Here is a 14,035-nt window from a genome sequence, read left to right on the forward strand (position 1 = left end):
GGAACGAGCATGAAATTCACCAGACGTGATGTGATCCGCACGACGGCCGGCGCCGCTGCTGGCGTTTTGGGAAGCCGGTTCGCCGGCTCCCCGGCATTCGCCCAGGAAGGCCTGAAGTACAAGCCGGAGGACGGTGCGAAGCTCAGGCTTCTGCGCTGGTCGCCTTTCGTGCAGGGCGACGAGGACCAGTGGCTGAAAAACACCAAGCGGTTCACCGAAGCGACGGGCGTGGAGGTGCGTGTCGACAAGGAAAGCTGGGAAGACATTCGCCCCAAGGCAGCGGTCGCCGCCAATGTCGGTTCAGGTCCGGATCTGATGTTCGTCTGGTTCGACGACCCGCATCAGTATCCCGACAAGCTGCATGACGTGACGGAACTGGGCGAGTATCTGGGGTCGAAATACGGCGGCTGGCACGACGGACCAAAGCAATATGCAACGCGGGAAGGTAAATTCATCGGCCTGCCGCTGGCCACCATCGGAAATGCCATCGTCTATCGGGAAAGCTGGGTAAAAGAGGCCGGCTTTTCGGAGTTCCCCAAGGACACGAAAGGCTTCCTCGAACTTTGCAAGGCCCTGCAGGCGAAGGGGCATCCGGCCGGCTTCACGCACGGCCATGGTGTCGGCGACGGCAACAACTATGCGCACTGGCTGCTGTGGAGCCATGGCGGCCAGATGGTCGACGAGAGCGGCAAGGTGACGATCAACAGCCCCGAGACCCTCAAGGCGATCGAATACGCGCAGGAACTCTACAAGACTTTTATTCCAGGCACCGAAAGCTGGCTCGACGTCAACAACAATCGCGCCTTCCTGGCTGGCGAACTCAGTGTGATCGCCAATGGCATTTCCGCCTACAACACGGCCAAGATCAACAAGGACAATGATCCGAAGCTGGCGGAAATGGCCAAGGACATACGCACCACCAACCTGCCGATCGGCCCTGTCGGCAAATCCGTCGAACTGTTCCAGGTGACCACGGCCGTCATCTTCGACTACACGCCCTACCCCAACGCGGCCAAAGCCTATCTGCAATTCATGTTCGAGGACCCGCAAATGCCGGACTGGATCACCTCCTCGGCGGGTTACTGCTGCCAGACGCTCAAGGCGTTCGACAACAATCCCGTGTGGACAGCCGATCCGAACAATGCCGCTTATGCCAAGGCTTCGGCGACGCTGCGGCCCAATGGCTATGCCGGGCCGCTCGGCTATGCCTCCGCGGCGACCATGGCCGACTATGTCCTGGTCGACATGTTCGCCAAGGCCGTCACGGGACAGGCCACGCCCCAAGAGGCAATGGAAGAGGCGGAGAAGCGCGCAAACCGGTATTACCGCGTTTGATCCATGCCAGCTGAGCCTGGCGGCTCTGCCCCGCGCTATCGGACCCTCCGGAAGCGCGGGGGGCCGCCAGACCGATCAACGAGACCTTGCAGGGAGCCCGCCCATGGCCGTGCCGTCCGTCGCCGCTCAGCCGCGTTCCTCGATGCTGTCGCGCCTGGCCGAGAGCAGGAACGCGCTTGGCTTCGGCTTCATGCTGCCGGCGGCGGCATTGCTGCTTGTCTTCCTGACCTATCCGCTCGGGCTTGGCGTCTGGCTCGGCTTCACCGATGCCCGCATCGGCCGTCCCGGCATCTTCATCGGCATCGAGAACTATGAATATCTGTGGAGCGACGCCGTCTTCTGGCTCGCCGTCTTCAATACCCTGCTCTACACCGTCAGCGCCTCGATCCTGAAATTCGCGCTCGGCCTCTGGCTGGCGCTCATCCTCAACCAGAACCTTCCCTTCAAATCGTTCTTCCGCGCGATTGTCCTGCTGCCGTGGGTGGTGCCGACGGTGCTCTCGGCAATCGCCTTCTGGTGGATTTACGATTCGCAGTTCTCGATCCTGTCCTGGGCGCTCCAGCAGATGGGCCTGATCGACCACCGCATCAATTTCCTCGGTGATCCGCAGAACGCACGCGCTTCGGTGATCGCGGCCAATGTCTGGCGCGGCATCCCTTTCGTGGCCATCACGCTGCTTGCCGGCTTGCAGACGATCCCCCAGTCGCTTTACGAGGCCGCCACGCTCGATGGCGCCAACCGCTGGCAATTGTTTCGCCATGTGACACTGCCGCTGCTCACCCCCATCATCGCCATCACCATGACGTTCTCGGTGCTGTTCACCTTCACGGATTTCCAGCTGATCTATGTGCTGACCCGCGGCGGACCGGTAAATGCCACCCATCTGATGGCGACGCTGTCGTTCCAGCGCGGCATTTCGGGCGGCCAGCTCGGCGAGGGCGCCGCGATCGCGGTCGCGATGATCCCATTCCTCCTTGCCGCGATCCTGTTCAGTTATTTCGGCTTGCAGCGCCGCAAATGGCAACAGGGGGGCGGAGACTGACATGGCTGCGACCAAGAAGACAAAACAGCCGCAGCTCGACGAAGGCGGCATGGGCTATTTGCAGAGCGTGCCGCGTCGTGTGGTGACGGTCTATCTCCCCCTGCTCGTGTTCGTCATCGTGCTCTTGTTCCCGTTCTACTGGATGACGATCACAGCGGTTAAGCCCAATGTCGAAATGACCGACTATGCCAATTTCAACCCGCTTTGGGTCGTGCATCCGACGTTGGAGCACATCCGCTATCTTCTCTTCGAGACGTCCTATCCGGGCTGGCTACTCAACACGATCATCATCTCGACCGCCGCCACTTTCCTGTCGCTGGTGGCGTCGGTTTTCGCGGCCTATGCGATCGAGCGGCTGCGGTTCTCCGGGGCACGGCAGGTCGGCCTCGCGGTGTTCCTCGCCTATCTCGTGCCGCCCTCGATATTGTTCATTCCCTTATCGGTGATGGTGTTCAACCTCGGGCTTTACGACACACCCTTCGCGCTCATCCTCACCTACCCGACCTTCCTGATCCCCTTCTGCACCTGGCTGCTGATGGGTTACTTCCGCTCCATCCCCTTCGAACTGGAAGAATGCGCGCTCATAGACGGGGCAAGCCGCTGGCAGATCCTGAGCAAGATCGTGCTGCCCCTGTCGGTGCCTGGCCTGATCTCGGCGGGCATATTCGCATTCACCCTGTCATGGAACGAATTCATCTATGCCTTGACGTTCATTCAGTCGTCCGAAAACAAGACCGTGCCGGTCGGGGTGCTCACCGAACTCGTCCGCTCCGACGTCTATGAGTGGGGTGCCCTGATGGCGGGCGCGCTGATCGGATCCCTGCCGGTCGTCGTGCTTTATTCGTTCTTCGTCGAGCACTACGTCTCCTCGATGACCGGCGCGGTGAAGGAATAGCGCCGTCCCGATGCCGCGGGCGCTTTTCCTGGAATTGCTCTAGCCCAGGCTTTTGCCGTAGCGGGCAAAGCTTTCGGCCAGGACGGTCGTGCTCGCACCGGCCCGTTCGGGCCGTTTGTAGATGCCGCCTTCGACGCGGATCGGCTCCTCGAAGTGATCCTTGATCCAAGGGATGTATTCGAGGATCGTGGATGCAGGGTGCCAGTAGCTCAGATGCACATGCACCTGGCTCATCTCGCCTGCATGCGGAACGACGGGAAGCCGATGCGCCAGTGCCAGGTCCGCGACCTGGATGTATTCGGTTATTCCTCCGAGCCGCGTGACGTCCGGCTGGACGTAAGCGACGGCTCCTGCATCGACAAAGGAGCGGAACGCGTCGATCGTGTAGAGCTGCTCGCCGAGCGCGATCGGGATCGACGTATTGCGCGCGAGCGTCGCGTGGCTGGCGACATCGTCATACCAGAGCGGCTCCTCGAACCAGTAGATGTCGAGGTCGCGCGCCAGCGCGCAGAATCGCTGGCAGGTCGGAAGATCCCACTTGCCGTTGCCGTCGATCGCGATCCGGATCCTTGATCCGACACGTTTGCGCACAGCCGCCAGGCGCTCGACGTCGACATTTGGGTCGTCATGGCCGACCTTGATCTTGATGCGCGTGAATCCATCCTCCTCGACGGCTTTCGCGGAACCGCGCAGCAACGTGTCCAGATCGAACGAAATCCAGCCGATATCGGTATTGTAAGCCTCCAGGGCATCGGTGCGCGCGCCACCGAGATAACTCCACAGCGGTAGGCCCGCCCGTTTCGCCTTCAGATCCCACAACGCGATATCGATTGCGGCCAGCGCCAGATGCGTGATGCCGGCCCGGCCGACCCATTGAAGCGAAGGATGGCGCGCAAGCCTGGTCCATAGACGCTGATGGTCCGAGGCGTCCTCGCCCAACAGAAGCGGCGCGTAACACTCACCGATGCAGGACGTTATCAGCCGGTCGGAGGCCAGATGGGCATGCGTGCCGGTGAAGCCATAACCTTCCAGCCCATCCGTGGTGACGATCTTCGTACCCACGACACCCCAATGGGTAATGCTGTGGGTCGAGTCCGAAATGGAGTCGGAGGTGAGTGGAAGATGAAGAATAAACGGGCGGACGGAGGCGATTTTCATCTATGACCCTTGGCGGATATGAATTTGTCAATGAAGGAGCTGTGAGAGGAATTCGCGTGCACGCTGATGCTTCGGGGCTGCGAAGAACTCCTTCGGCGTGGCCTCCTCGAGTATCCGACCCTTGTCCATGAACACGACCCGGTCGGCCACCTGGCTGGCGAAGCCCATTTCGTGCGTCACGCAGATCATCGTCATGCCTTCGGATGCCAGCGAGACCATGGTGTCGAGCACTTCCTTGACCATTTCCGGATCGAGAGCCGAGGTCGGTTCATCGAAGAGCATGATCTTGGGCTGCATGCAGAGCGCGCGGGCGATCGCGACGCGCTGCTGCTGGCCTCCGGAAAGCTGGGACGGATACTTGTCCGCCTGATCTGCGATCCGTACCTTGTGCAACATCTCCAGCGCTCTCTCCGAAGCGTCCTTGCGGGATTTTCCGAGCACGCGGACCGGCGCCAGCGTACAGTTCTCGATCACCTTGAGATGCGGGAAGAGGTTGAACTGCTGGAACACCATGCCGATGTCCTGGCGCGGAACCATACGTCCATGGGACTTCTCGACCAGCGGTTTGCCGTCGATTTCCACCGAGCCTTGCTGCAGGTCTTCCAAGCCGTTGATGCAGCGGATCAAGGTCGACTTGCCTGAGCCCGACGGCCCGCAGACGACAATCTTTTCGCCCTTCGCCACCTCAAGGCTGACGTGATCGAGCGCCTGAAACCCGCCGAACATTTTCACCGCATCGCGCAGTTTCACAAAGGCGCTGCCGTTGGCGTCCATGAACTCCTCCTTATTGCGAGGTCTGGCTTGTAACCCGAAAGATGGAAATCCGAAAATAAAAAATTTTCTATTTTTAATTTTTCTGTTGCGCCGGACCGGAACCTGATCGATGCTTGGGCCATGAGCATGATCAAGACAACATTGGCCGAGCAGGCCTATCAGGAGTTGCGGTCGCGGATTGTCGGCGGCAGGCTGGCAGGCGGGCAGCGCCTGTTGCCAAACGAATTGGCGGCGGAACTGGGCATCAGTCCCACGCCTGTCAAGGAAGCCTGCCTGCGGCTGGAGGCGGACGGGCTTCTCGTCAATTCCTCGCGGCGCGGCATGGTGGTCCGCAGCTTCAACGAGGAAGCCGTCGAGGAACTATACGCGGCCAGGACACTGCTCGAGAAAGGGGCCGTGGAAGCAGCCTTCGACGCAGGGCGGCTCGATGAGGCTCTGCGGGTGAAGCTCCAGGACAGCCTGGAAAACCACAGGCGCTTTGCCAAGGGGTCGTCACTCGACGACCTGGCCAAGGCGCTCTCCCATGACCGCGCCTTCCACAGTTCGCTCGTCGGCGCCGCGGGAATACCGATGATCTCCGAGGCCCATTCCCGCATCGTCGGCCAGACGCATACGGTCTTCGTCTCGATTCCAGGCGACTACAGCCGCTCGGTCGAGGAGCACCAGGATATTCTCGATGCGATCGTCGCCGGCAAGAAAAGCCAAATCCTCGCGGCGCTTCAGCGACATCTCGAGAGAAGCCGGCAGAACACCTTGCGCCAGGTGAAAGTCCTTGCGCGAGCGATCGAACCGAACCTTGTTTAAAGACCGGGGACGAGTGTGGAGTATCTAGATTTTTCGGGGACATTCGCGCGCGGCGACCTGTTCGTGCACGCCGCCATGCTGACCGTAAGCCTGTCGGCCGCCGCGCTGGTTCTGGGCATGTGCGTCGGCATCGTCGGCGCCCTGATGAGACTTTCGAGTTCGAAAGTCCTCTCCTCAATGGCGGCCGCCTATGTGGAAATCATCCGCAACACGCCGTTTCTGGTGCAGATCTACATCATCTATTTCGGCCTGCCCTCGGTCGGCATCCGCATTTCCGAAGTGACGGCGGCCATCCTCTCCCTGACGCTCTACGCGGGCGCCTATATCACCGAGATCGTCCGTGCCGGCATCCAGACGATCGGCAAGGGACAGCGTGAGGCGGCGCACACGCTTGGCATGTCACCGTATCTCACCTTCCGCTATGTCGTTCTGCTGCCAGCGATTTCAGCGATCTTCCCGGCACTGACCAGTCAGTTCATCCTGATCATGCTGGCCTCCAGCGTCGTTTCCGTCATCTCCGTCCCGGAACTGACCGGCGTCGCCAATGATGTGCAGGGCCTGACCTTCCGAAGCCTGGAAGCCTATCTCGTGGTCGCGGCTATCTACCTTGTCCTGACGGCTGCATTCAAAGGCGTCTTCGCGCTGATTGACCGTGCCCTCTTCTCCTTCCGCTTTGCAGGGCGATGACGATGTTCCAGACATTCAATCTCCATCATGTCGGGTTTCTGCTGCAATGTGCGACGTGGACGGTCGTCCTCTCGGGAATTGCGCTTGCAGGCGGCGCCATCGGCGGATCGATTATCGCCCTCATGCGCCTCTCCCGTTTCGCCTGGCTGCGTTGGATCGCACGGGCCTATATCTATGTCATCCAGGGAACGCCCCTGCTCGTCATTCTCTTCATCGCCTATTTCGGCGTCGCCAATCTCGGCTATGACCTTCCGGCGATCTACGCGGCCGGCCTTGGATTTACGCTCTACAGCAGCGCGTTCCTCGGCGAGATCTGGCGCGGGTCGATCCAGTCGATCAGCAAGGGGCAATGGGAGGCGTCGTTCGTGCTGGCGCTTGGCTGGCGGCACACGATGACCGACGTCATCATCCCGCAGGCGCTTCGCGTCGCCATTCCTCCGACGGTCGGCTTCTCCGTTCAGGTCGTCAAGAACACCGCGCTTGCTTCGGTCGTCGGCTTCATCGAACTGACGAGAGCAGGACAGATCGTCTCCAGCGCCACGTTCCAGCCGCTGCCCGTCTATCTGACGGTCGCGGCCATCTACTTCTGCATCTGCTCCATACTGTCCCATACCAGCCGCCGCCTGGAGCGCCGCCTGCACCAGGCAGCCAACTGAAGATTCCGGTTCATCACACCAGGGAGGAAAGTATCATGCTACTGAAGAGACTTGCTGTCGGGCTCGCCGCCATGCTGGCGATGATGTTGCCCGCAAAGGCCGAGAGCACGCTGGACGCCATCGTGCAGCGCGGCACGATCAATGTCGGCGTCGGCCTTGGAACGCCGCCTTATGGCCTGATGGACAGCAGCATGCAGCCCGACGGCTATGACGTGTCCGTGGCAAAGGCAATCGCCCGCGATCTCGGCGTCAAGGTCAACATCGTCGACACCACGGCAGCCAACCGCATCCCGAACCTGACTTCGGGCAAGCTCGACATCGTGATCTATTCGTTCTCGATCACCGCCGAGCGCGCCAAGGCCATCGCGTTCACCAACACCTACTATGTCGACCAGCAGGTCTATGTCGGTCCCGCCGACCAGCCGATCACCAAGATCGAGGATCTGGCCGGCAGGAAGATCGGCGTGACGCGGGCCAGCACGAACGACATCGTGATGACCAAAAAGGCCGTCGAAGGCGCACAGATCCAGCGCTATGACGATGACGCGTCGACATCCCAGGCGCTGTTCGCAGGCCAGGTCGAAGGCATCGTGACCAGCGGAGCGCTTGCCCGCGCCGTCGAGGAGCACGACCCGAACCTCAAGAAGCAGTTCGTCGTGGCGCAGGCGCCGATGGGCATAGGCCTGCGCCGCAACGACCCGGACTTCCTGCACTGGCTTAATACCGAACTCTTCATGCTCCAGTCGACAGGTGAGCTGCAGGCCCTGCAGAAAAAATGGATGGGTGTCGAAGTCGACCTGCCCCGCTTCTGAGAATGACCTGGATCCGGGGCTCCCCCGGATCCACACACGCCGCTGCGATCGGTTTATCGAAGGTTTTTCCATGAAAATCACGGATGTGAAGGTGCGCTGCTGCCAGCGCAAACCAGGCGATTTTGCCGCCAGCGCGTTTCGAACCGGGGATTTCGCGAAGTTCGAATTTCTCACCGTCACCATGACGACGGACACCGGGCTCGAGGCAACCGCCTTCGGGTTCGCCGGTCGTTCGGCGGCGGGCGCCGGCAGGCTGATCGCCGACACGCTGCGTCCGTTCTTCATCGGCCGCGACCCGCTCGACCGGGAAAAGGCATGGCACGATTTCCGGGTCGCCGACCGCTGGTGGGGCCATTTGCCGATCTATGCCTACGGACCGTTCGACACCTGCCTCTGGCTGCTGTCGGCCACCGCCGCCGGGCAGCCTCTCTATAAATATCTTGGCGCCTTCCGCGAAAGCGTGCCGGTCTATGGCAGCTCGATGATCCTGTCGGGGCCGCAGGACTATGTGAACGAGGCGCTGCGCGCCAAGGCCGAAGGGTTGCGGGCCTACAAGCTCCATACACCGGGACTCGACCTCGACTACGACATCGACGTCCACCGCCAGGTCCGCGCCGCCGTCGGGCCGGATTTCACGCTGATGTCGGACCCCGTCTCGATGTTCAATCTCGAGCAGTCGATCCGCTTCGGCCGCGAACTGGAACGGCTCGACTTCTACTGGCTGGAAGAGCCTTTATACGACGAGGACGTTCATTCGCTGCGGGAGCTCGCCCGCACCCTCGAAATCCCGCTCGTCGGGACGGAAGTCCTTGCGAAGCACCCTTACAGCATCGCCGAATGCATCTCGACGCGTGTCGTCGATCGCGTTCGGGCAGACGTTTCCTGGACGGGCGGCGTCACGGGCGTCATGAAGACGGCCCGCCTCGCTGAAGCCTTCGGCGTCAATTGCGAGATCCATACCGCCATCTTTCACCCGATGGAGGTCGTCAACCTGCATTGCGCCGCGGCGATCAAGAACTGCGACTTCTTCGAAGTGCTCTATCCGATGGAGAACTTCGCCTTCGGCCTCAAACAGCCGCTGCCGATCAAGGACGGCTACGCAACGCCGCCGTCAGCCCCCGGCCTCGGCATCGAGATCGACTGGGACGCCATCGACAACAGCACGATCTGTGAGGTCTGAGCGCCAGATGAAAGCTGTTTGCCTCGAGGAACCCGGCAAGATCTCGCTGGTCGAATTGCCCGAACCAAAACCCGGCCCGGGCGAAGTCGCGGTGCGGATGGAGTATGTCGGGTATTGCGGTTCCGACCTGACGTCGTTTCGCGGCCTCAATCCGCTGATCTCCTACCCGCGCGTCCTGGGCCATGAAATCTCCGGCACCATCTCGGCGCTCGGCGACGGCGTCAGCGCGCTTGCGGTCGGCCAGTCCGTGACCATTCTTCCCTATTTCAATTGCGGCAAGTGCCATGCCTGCCGCCTTGGCAGGCCGAACGCCTGCAAGGACAACCGGACGATGGGCGTCCAGCGCGAGGGCGCGATGGCCTCGATCATCGTCGTTCCCGCGGGCAAGGTCATTCCGGTCGAGGGCATGCGCCAGCGGGACCTCGCGCTGATCGAGCCGCTTGCCGTCGGATTCCATGCCGTCCGCCGCTCCGAGCTTTCGGCTGGAGAAACCGTCGTTATACTGGGCTGCGGCGTCATCGGGCTCGGCGCCTTGCTCGGCGCTGTCAGGCGGGGCTCACGCGTGATCGCAGTGGACCTTAGCTCCGACAAACTCGCCATTGCCAAGGCGCTCGGCGCCGCTGACATCATCGATGCGTCGCGCGAAGATGTCCTGGCGGAGGTCCTGGAACTGACCAATGGGGACGGTCCGCAGGTCGTCATCGAGGCGGTCGGCGCGGATGCGACCTTTCGGCAGGCGATCGATCTCGTGGCGTCCTGCGGCCGCGTCGTCTATGTCGGCTACGCCAAGAACAAGATCGCCTATGACACCAAGTTCTTCCTGCTCAAGGAGATGGATATCCGCGGGTCACGCGGCTCCGAGATCGCCGATTTCCACGACGTCATCGGCTATCTGAAGCAACATCGGGACGCCGGCGACCGCATCGTCTCACGCGTCGTGCCAATCGAGGAAGCCGGTGCGGCCATGCAAGCCTGGGATAAGAACCCCGGAGGCTTCACCAAGATCGTGATCCGGATCGAAGCGAAGGAAGACGCATGAGCATCAAGGATGTCTTCGGGCTGGAGGGGCAGCATGCGCTGGTGACCGGCGGCGGAAGCGGCCTCGGCCTTGCGATCGCCACCTGTTTCGTCGAAGCCGGCGCCAGGGTGACGATCGTCGGCACCAACGCCGCGAAGCTCGCTTCCGCCTGCGAGACGCTGGGGCCTTCCGCCACGAGCCATGTCTTCGACGTGACCGACACTGCCGGTGCCACGGGTTTCGCCAGCGACGTGGCAAAAAAATTCGGACGCGTCTCGATCCTCGTCAACAATGCCGGCAACACGGTCAAGAAGCCGCTCGGCGAGATGAGCGTCGAGAACTTCAATTCGGTGCTGAACGTCCATGTCGGCGGCGCCTTCGCCCTCTCGCGCGCCTTCCTGCCGCAGGTGACGGAAGCAAAGGGCAGCATTCTTTTCACCGCCTCGATGAGCTCCTTCCTCGGCATTCCCAACGTCATCGGCTATTCGGCCGCGAAAGCCGCCTATGTCGGCATGGTGAGGGCGCTGGCGACCGAACTTGCGCCTAGCGGGGTGCGCGTCAACGGTGTGGCACCAGGCTGGATCGACACCGCGCTTCTACGCCAGGCCACCGCAGCCGATCCGGAAAGGGCGCGCAAGATCAACAGCCGCATTCCCATGGGTCGTTTCGGCGAGGGCGCCGACATCGGCTGGGCCATGACATATCTCGCCTCACGCGCCTCGGCCTATGTGACCGGCCATATACTGGTGGTCGACGGCGGCGCGCTGCACGGCTTCTGACACTATAGTTTTTCGAGGGAGAAAACAGATGACGACCGATACTGACAAGGCGATCTTCGAAGTCATCCGCAAGCAACTCTTCACGGCCGTTGTCGGCGACGTGCTTGATGTAATGGGCCACCGCCGGCAGTTCCTGCCGGCCGGGATCGCGCCGTTGCAGCCGGAGATGAAAGTCATCGGCCGCGCGATGCCGGTGCTGGAGGCAGACGTGTTTTCCGGCGGTTCGCCGGATGCGCGCGGTCCGCTCGCGAACAAGCCGTTCGGCCTCATGATGGAAGCGCTGGACAGCCTGACGGAGAACGATGTCTATATCGCCAGCGGCTCCTCCTTCCGCTACGCGCTGTGGGGCGGGCTGATGTCCACCAGGGCCCAGAAGCTGAAGGCTGCCGGCGCCGTCCTCAACGGGTATATCCGCGACTCCTGGGAAATCGAAAAGCTTGGCTTTTCGGTCTTCTCGCGCGGCATCTATGCCCAGGACCAGGGCCCGCGAGGCAAGGTGATCGACTATGGCTGCCCAATCGAGATCGAAGGCATCCTGGTAACGCCCGGCGACCTGATCTTCGGCGACCGCGAGGGCGTGCTTGTGATCCCGCGCGAGGCGGAAAAGGAAGCGATCGAGCGCGCGCTCGAGAAGGTCAGCACCGAGAATAAGGTCGCAACCGCGATCCGCGGCGGCATGAGCGCCTGCGAAGCCTTCCGTACCTTCGGCGTCATGTGAGCCGGCGATGGACGATCCTCGTCTGCTCCTGCTCTGCAACCAAGACAATGTGCTGGTCGCCTGCCGGCGCATCGAAGCTGGTGAAACCATCATCGTCGGCGGCGAGCCGCACATTCTGGTCAAGGCCGTGGAGCTCGGCCACAAGCTGGCGCGGCTGCCGATCGCCTCGGGAGTGAAGGTCGTCAAATACGGCGTCCCGATCGGCTCGGCGACGCAGTCGATGGGACCTGGCGAGCACGTCCATATTCACAATCTGAAGAGCGACTACACCAAAACGCACGTAATAGCGGAGACCGGATCATGACCGGCGAACAGCCCACCATCCTCGGCTACCTCAGGCCGGACGGTCGCAAGGGCATCCGCAACATTGTGGTCGTGGCCTATCTGGTAGAGTGCGCGCATCATGTCGGTCGCGAAATCGTCTCCCATTTCCGCGGCAGGGACGTGCATCTGATCGGCTTTCCAGGCTGCTTTCCCAATCCCTATGCGCAGCGGATGATGGAGCGTCTGTGTACGCATCCCAATGTCGCCGCGGTACTGCTGCTGTCACTGGGATGCGAAAGCTTCAACAAATTCTCGCTCGCCCGCACCGTCGAGGCAAGCGGGCGACCCGTGGCAACGCTGACGATCCAGGAAAACGGCGGCACATTGTCGACGATTTCCGACGGCATCGAATGGGTCGGGCAACGCCTGCAAGAGCTGGGCGCGGTCGCGCGAGTGCCAATGGATGCGAGTGAACTCATCGTCGGCACGATCTGCGGCGGGTCGGACGGCACCAGCGGCATGACCGGCAACCCCGCCGCCGGCCTTGCCTTCGATCGGCTGGTCCGTGCGGGAGCGGCCTGTATTTTCGAGGAGACCGGCGAGCTGATCGGCTGCGAAGAGATCATGGCGAGCCGCGCCGTGACGCCCGAACTCGGCGTCGAGCTGCGCGCCTCCGTGGCAAAGGCAGCGCAGTATTACGCGACGCTAGGCTATGGCAGTTTCGCTCCGGGCAACGCCGATGGCGGCCTATCCACCATCGAGGAGAAATCGATGGGTGCCTATGCCAAATCGGGCTCGTCGCCGATTTCGGGCCTCATCAAGCCGGGCGACATTCCTCCTAGCGGCGGGCTCTACCTCATGGATGTCGTGCCAGACGGGGACGTGCGTTTTGGCTTCCCCAACATCTCGGACAATGCCGAGATCGTGGAGCTCATCGCTTCCGGTTGTCACCTCACGCTGTTCGTCACCGGCCGCGGTTCGGTCTCGGGGTCGGCGGTCGCGCCGGTCATAAAGATCTGCGCCAATCCCGAAACATACCGTCGCCTGTCGGGCGACATGGACGTCGATGCCGGACGTATCCTCGAAGGGGCCGCAACCTTGTCGGATGTCGGCGACGAAATCTTCAATCTGGTTCTTGCTGTCGCCAATGGCCATGCGACGAAATCCGAACAACTCGGGCACCGCGAATTCATCCTGACCTACAAGACTTTCGAACCGATCGGGCCCGCATGTCTGCCGGGCGCACAGCCAAGAGCTGGTCACCGAGGCTGAAGCTGCCGGCGTTTGCAGTGTGCCTGCGAGCGCTGTTTGCGTCTGTGCTGAAGCTGCGCGATCCTTGACCAGCGCAGGAGCAATGCATGGCGGGCCGAACAATCCGGCGACAAGCTCACTCGTTTGTTTGAAGCGCGGCACGCCGAAACGGATTCATGCGAAAGGGTCGCGGCAAACCAGCATTGGGCTGGCGGCTCGCAACAGCCTCACCCCATGCGGACAATTCAAATCAGCGGGCCTGCGTCAGCCATACGCCGCTTCCTGATATCGGGGGGAAGCGTCTTCTCGTTTTGGCGAGGGTTCTGTTCCGGGGGCGCGAATGAGCTGCCTGCCTGGTCGGAAAAAAACAGCTTCCAGCGGCCCGGGCGGAAGGCTACCCGGCTCTTCTGCGCGGCGGGATGGTCGACGGGCAGCTCGATTTCGACGCGCTGGCGTTCGCCGCCGATCTCGAGTTCCACCCGGCGGGTGCCGGCGACGCGGCGGCTGGCGACCACCGTGCCGGCGAGGCAGCCGGAGCAGCCGCTCAGCAATTCGACGTCGTGCGGGCGGAAGTACAGCGTGGCATTGCCGCTGGCGGCGTCCGGCGCCGACAGCCCGACCGGGCGATCGGCGAGCCAGACCTCGCCATTCTCGACCTTGAC

General features: G+C 62.1%; 16 protein-coding genes. 13 read left to right on the top strand and 3 right to left on the bottom strand.

The genetic code is table 11. The annotated features are described in order from the left end of the window. Window positions 1–9: 9 nt before the first annotated feature. The 3 genes from LB551_RS21930 (at window position 10) to LB551_RS21940 (ending at window position 3,272) form a co-directional block, all read left to right on the top strand. Window positions 10–1,335 carry an ABC transporter substrate-binding protein gene (locus tag LB551_RS21930; RefSeq protein WP_140498408.1) on the top strand — a complete coding sequence of 442 codons (1,326 nt, stop codon included), beginning with the start codon at window positions 10–12 and terminating at the stop codon, window positions 1,333–1,335. A 142-nt stretch (window positions 1,336–1,477) separates the two neighbouring features. After that, window positions 1,478–2,377, top strand: coding sequence for a carbohydrate ABC transporter permease (locus LB551_RS21935; RefSeq protein ID WP_411908888.1), 900 nt, complete (start codon window positions 1,478–1,480; stop codon window positions 2,375–2,377). 1 nt (window position 2,378) lies between these two features. Beyond that, entirely contained in the window at window positions 2,379–3,272 is an 894-nt protein-coding gene (locus tag LB551_RS21940; RefSeq protein ID WP_224660442.1) for a carbohydrate ABC transporter permease, read from the top strand. A 39-nt stretch (window positions 3,273–3,311) separates the two neighbouring features. Here LB551_RS21940 and LB551_RS21945 read toward each other — a convergent pair whose 3' ends face one another. Both LB551_RS21945 and LB551_RS21950 read right to left on the bottom strand, forming a co-directional pair. Continuing rightward, window positions 3,312–4,430 carry a mandelate racemase/muconate lactonizing enzyme family protein gene (locus tag LB551_RS21945; RefSeq protein WP_224660443.1) on the bottom strand — a complete coding sequence of 373 codons (1,119 nt, stop codon included), beginning with the start codon at window positions 4,428–4,430 and terminating at the stop codon, window positions 3,312–3,314. Between the two features lie 27 nt (window positions 4,431–4,457). Beyond that, window positions 4,458–5,204 (bottom strand): amino acid ABC transporter ATP-binding protein, encoded by a 747-nt coding sequence (locus tag LB551_RS21950; protein WP_224660444.1) that lies wholly within the window; start codon window positions 5,202–5,204, stop codon window positions 4,458–4,460. A 120-nt stretch (window positions 5,205–5,324) separates the two neighbouring features. On the opposite strand from LB551_RS21950, the gene LB551_RS21955 reads away from it, so the two are divergent. From LB551_RS21955 to LB551_RS22000, 10 genes are all read left to right on the top strand, one after another. After that, the gene (locus tag LB551_RS21955) at window positions 5,325–6,008 is read left to right on the top strand and encodes a GntR family transcriptional regulator (RefSeq protein ID WP_224660445.1); all 684 of its coding nucleotides are present in this window, start codon (window positions 5,325–5,327) and stop codon (window positions 6,006–6,008) included. Between the two features lie 15 nt (window positions 6,009–6,023). Then, window positions 6,024–6,695, top strand: a complete 672-nt coding sequence (locus LB551_RS21960; RefSeq protein ID WP_224660446.1) for an amino acid ABC transporter permease — start codon at window positions 6,024–6,026, stop codon at window positions 6,693–6,695. Continuing rightward, window positions 6,692–7,351 carry an amino acid ABC transporter permease gene (locus LB551_RS21965; RefSeq protein ID WP_224660447.1) on the top strand — a complete coding sequence of 220 codons (660 nt, stop codon included), beginning with the start codon at window positions 6,692–6,694 and terminating at the stop codon, window positions 7,349–7,351. The genes LB551_RS21960 and LB551_RS21965 overlap by 4 nt, the downstream gene beginning before the upstream one ends. Window positions 7,352–7,386: 35 nt before the next feature. Beyond that, window positions 7,387–8,163 carry a transporter substrate-binding domain-containing protein gene (locus tag LB551_RS21970; RefSeq protein WP_224628347.1) on the top strand — a complete coding sequence of 259 codons (777 nt, stop codon included), beginning with the start codon at window positions 7,387–7,389 and terminating at the stop codon, window positions 8,161–8,163. A gap of 70 nt (window positions 8,164–8,233) precedes the next feature. Further along, window positions 8,234–9,343, top strand: coding sequence for an enolase C-terminal domain-like protein (locus LB551_RS21975; protein WP_224660448.1), 1,110 nt, complete (start codon window positions 8,234–8,236; stop codon window positions 9,341–9,343). 7 nt (window positions 9,344–9,350) lie between these two features. Next, window positions 9,351–10,382 carry a zinc-binding alcohol dehydrogenase family protein gene (locus LB551_RS21980; protein WP_224660449.1) on the top strand — a complete coding sequence of 344 codons (1,032 nt, stop codon included), beginning with the start codon at window positions 9,351–9,353 and terminating at the stop codon, window positions 10,380–10,382. After that, on the top strand, window positions 10,379–11,140 hold the full coding sequence (locus LB551_RS21985; RefSeq protein ID WP_224660450.1) for an SDR family NAD(P)-dependent oxidoreductase: 762 nt from the start codon (window positions 10,379–10,381) through the stop codon (window positions 11,138–11,140). The genes LB551_RS21980 and LB551_RS21985 overlap by 4 nt, the downstream gene beginning before the upstream one ends. 28 nt (window positions 11,141–11,168) lie before the next feature. Then, entirely contained in the window at window positions 11,169–11,858 is a 690-nt protein-coding gene (locus LB551_RS21990) for an RraA family protein (protein ID WP_224660451.1), read from the top strand. 7 nt (window positions 11,859–11,865) lie between these two features. Next, on the top strand, window positions 11,866–12,162 hold the full coding sequence (locus LB551_RS21995) for a UxaA family hydrolase (RefSeq protein WP_224660452.1): 297 nt from the start codon (window positions 11,866–11,868) through the stop codon (window positions 12,160–12,162). Beyond that, window positions 12,159–13,394 (top strand): UxaA family hydrolase, encoded by a 1,236-nt coding sequence (locus tag LB551_RS22000; protein WP_140552358.1) that lies wholly within the window; start codon window positions 12,159–12,161, stop codon window positions 13,392–13,394. The genes LB551_RS21995 and LB551_RS22000 overlap by 4 nt, the downstream gene beginning before the upstream one ends. A gap of 224 nt (window positions 13,395–13,618) precedes the next feature. Here LB551_RS22000 and LB551_RS22005 read toward each other — a convergent pair. Then, the coding region (locus LB551_RS22005; protein ID WP_224660453.1) for a TOBE-like domain-containing protein at window positions 13,619–14,035 on the bottom strand (417 nt) is incomplete at its 5' end.

The organism is Mesorhizobium sp. BR1-1-2 (genome assembly GCF_020165435.1).
In the GTDB taxonomy this organism is placed as follows: domain Bacteria; phylum Pseudomonadota; class Alphaproteobacteria; order Rhizobiales; family Rhizobiaceae; genus Mesorhizobium.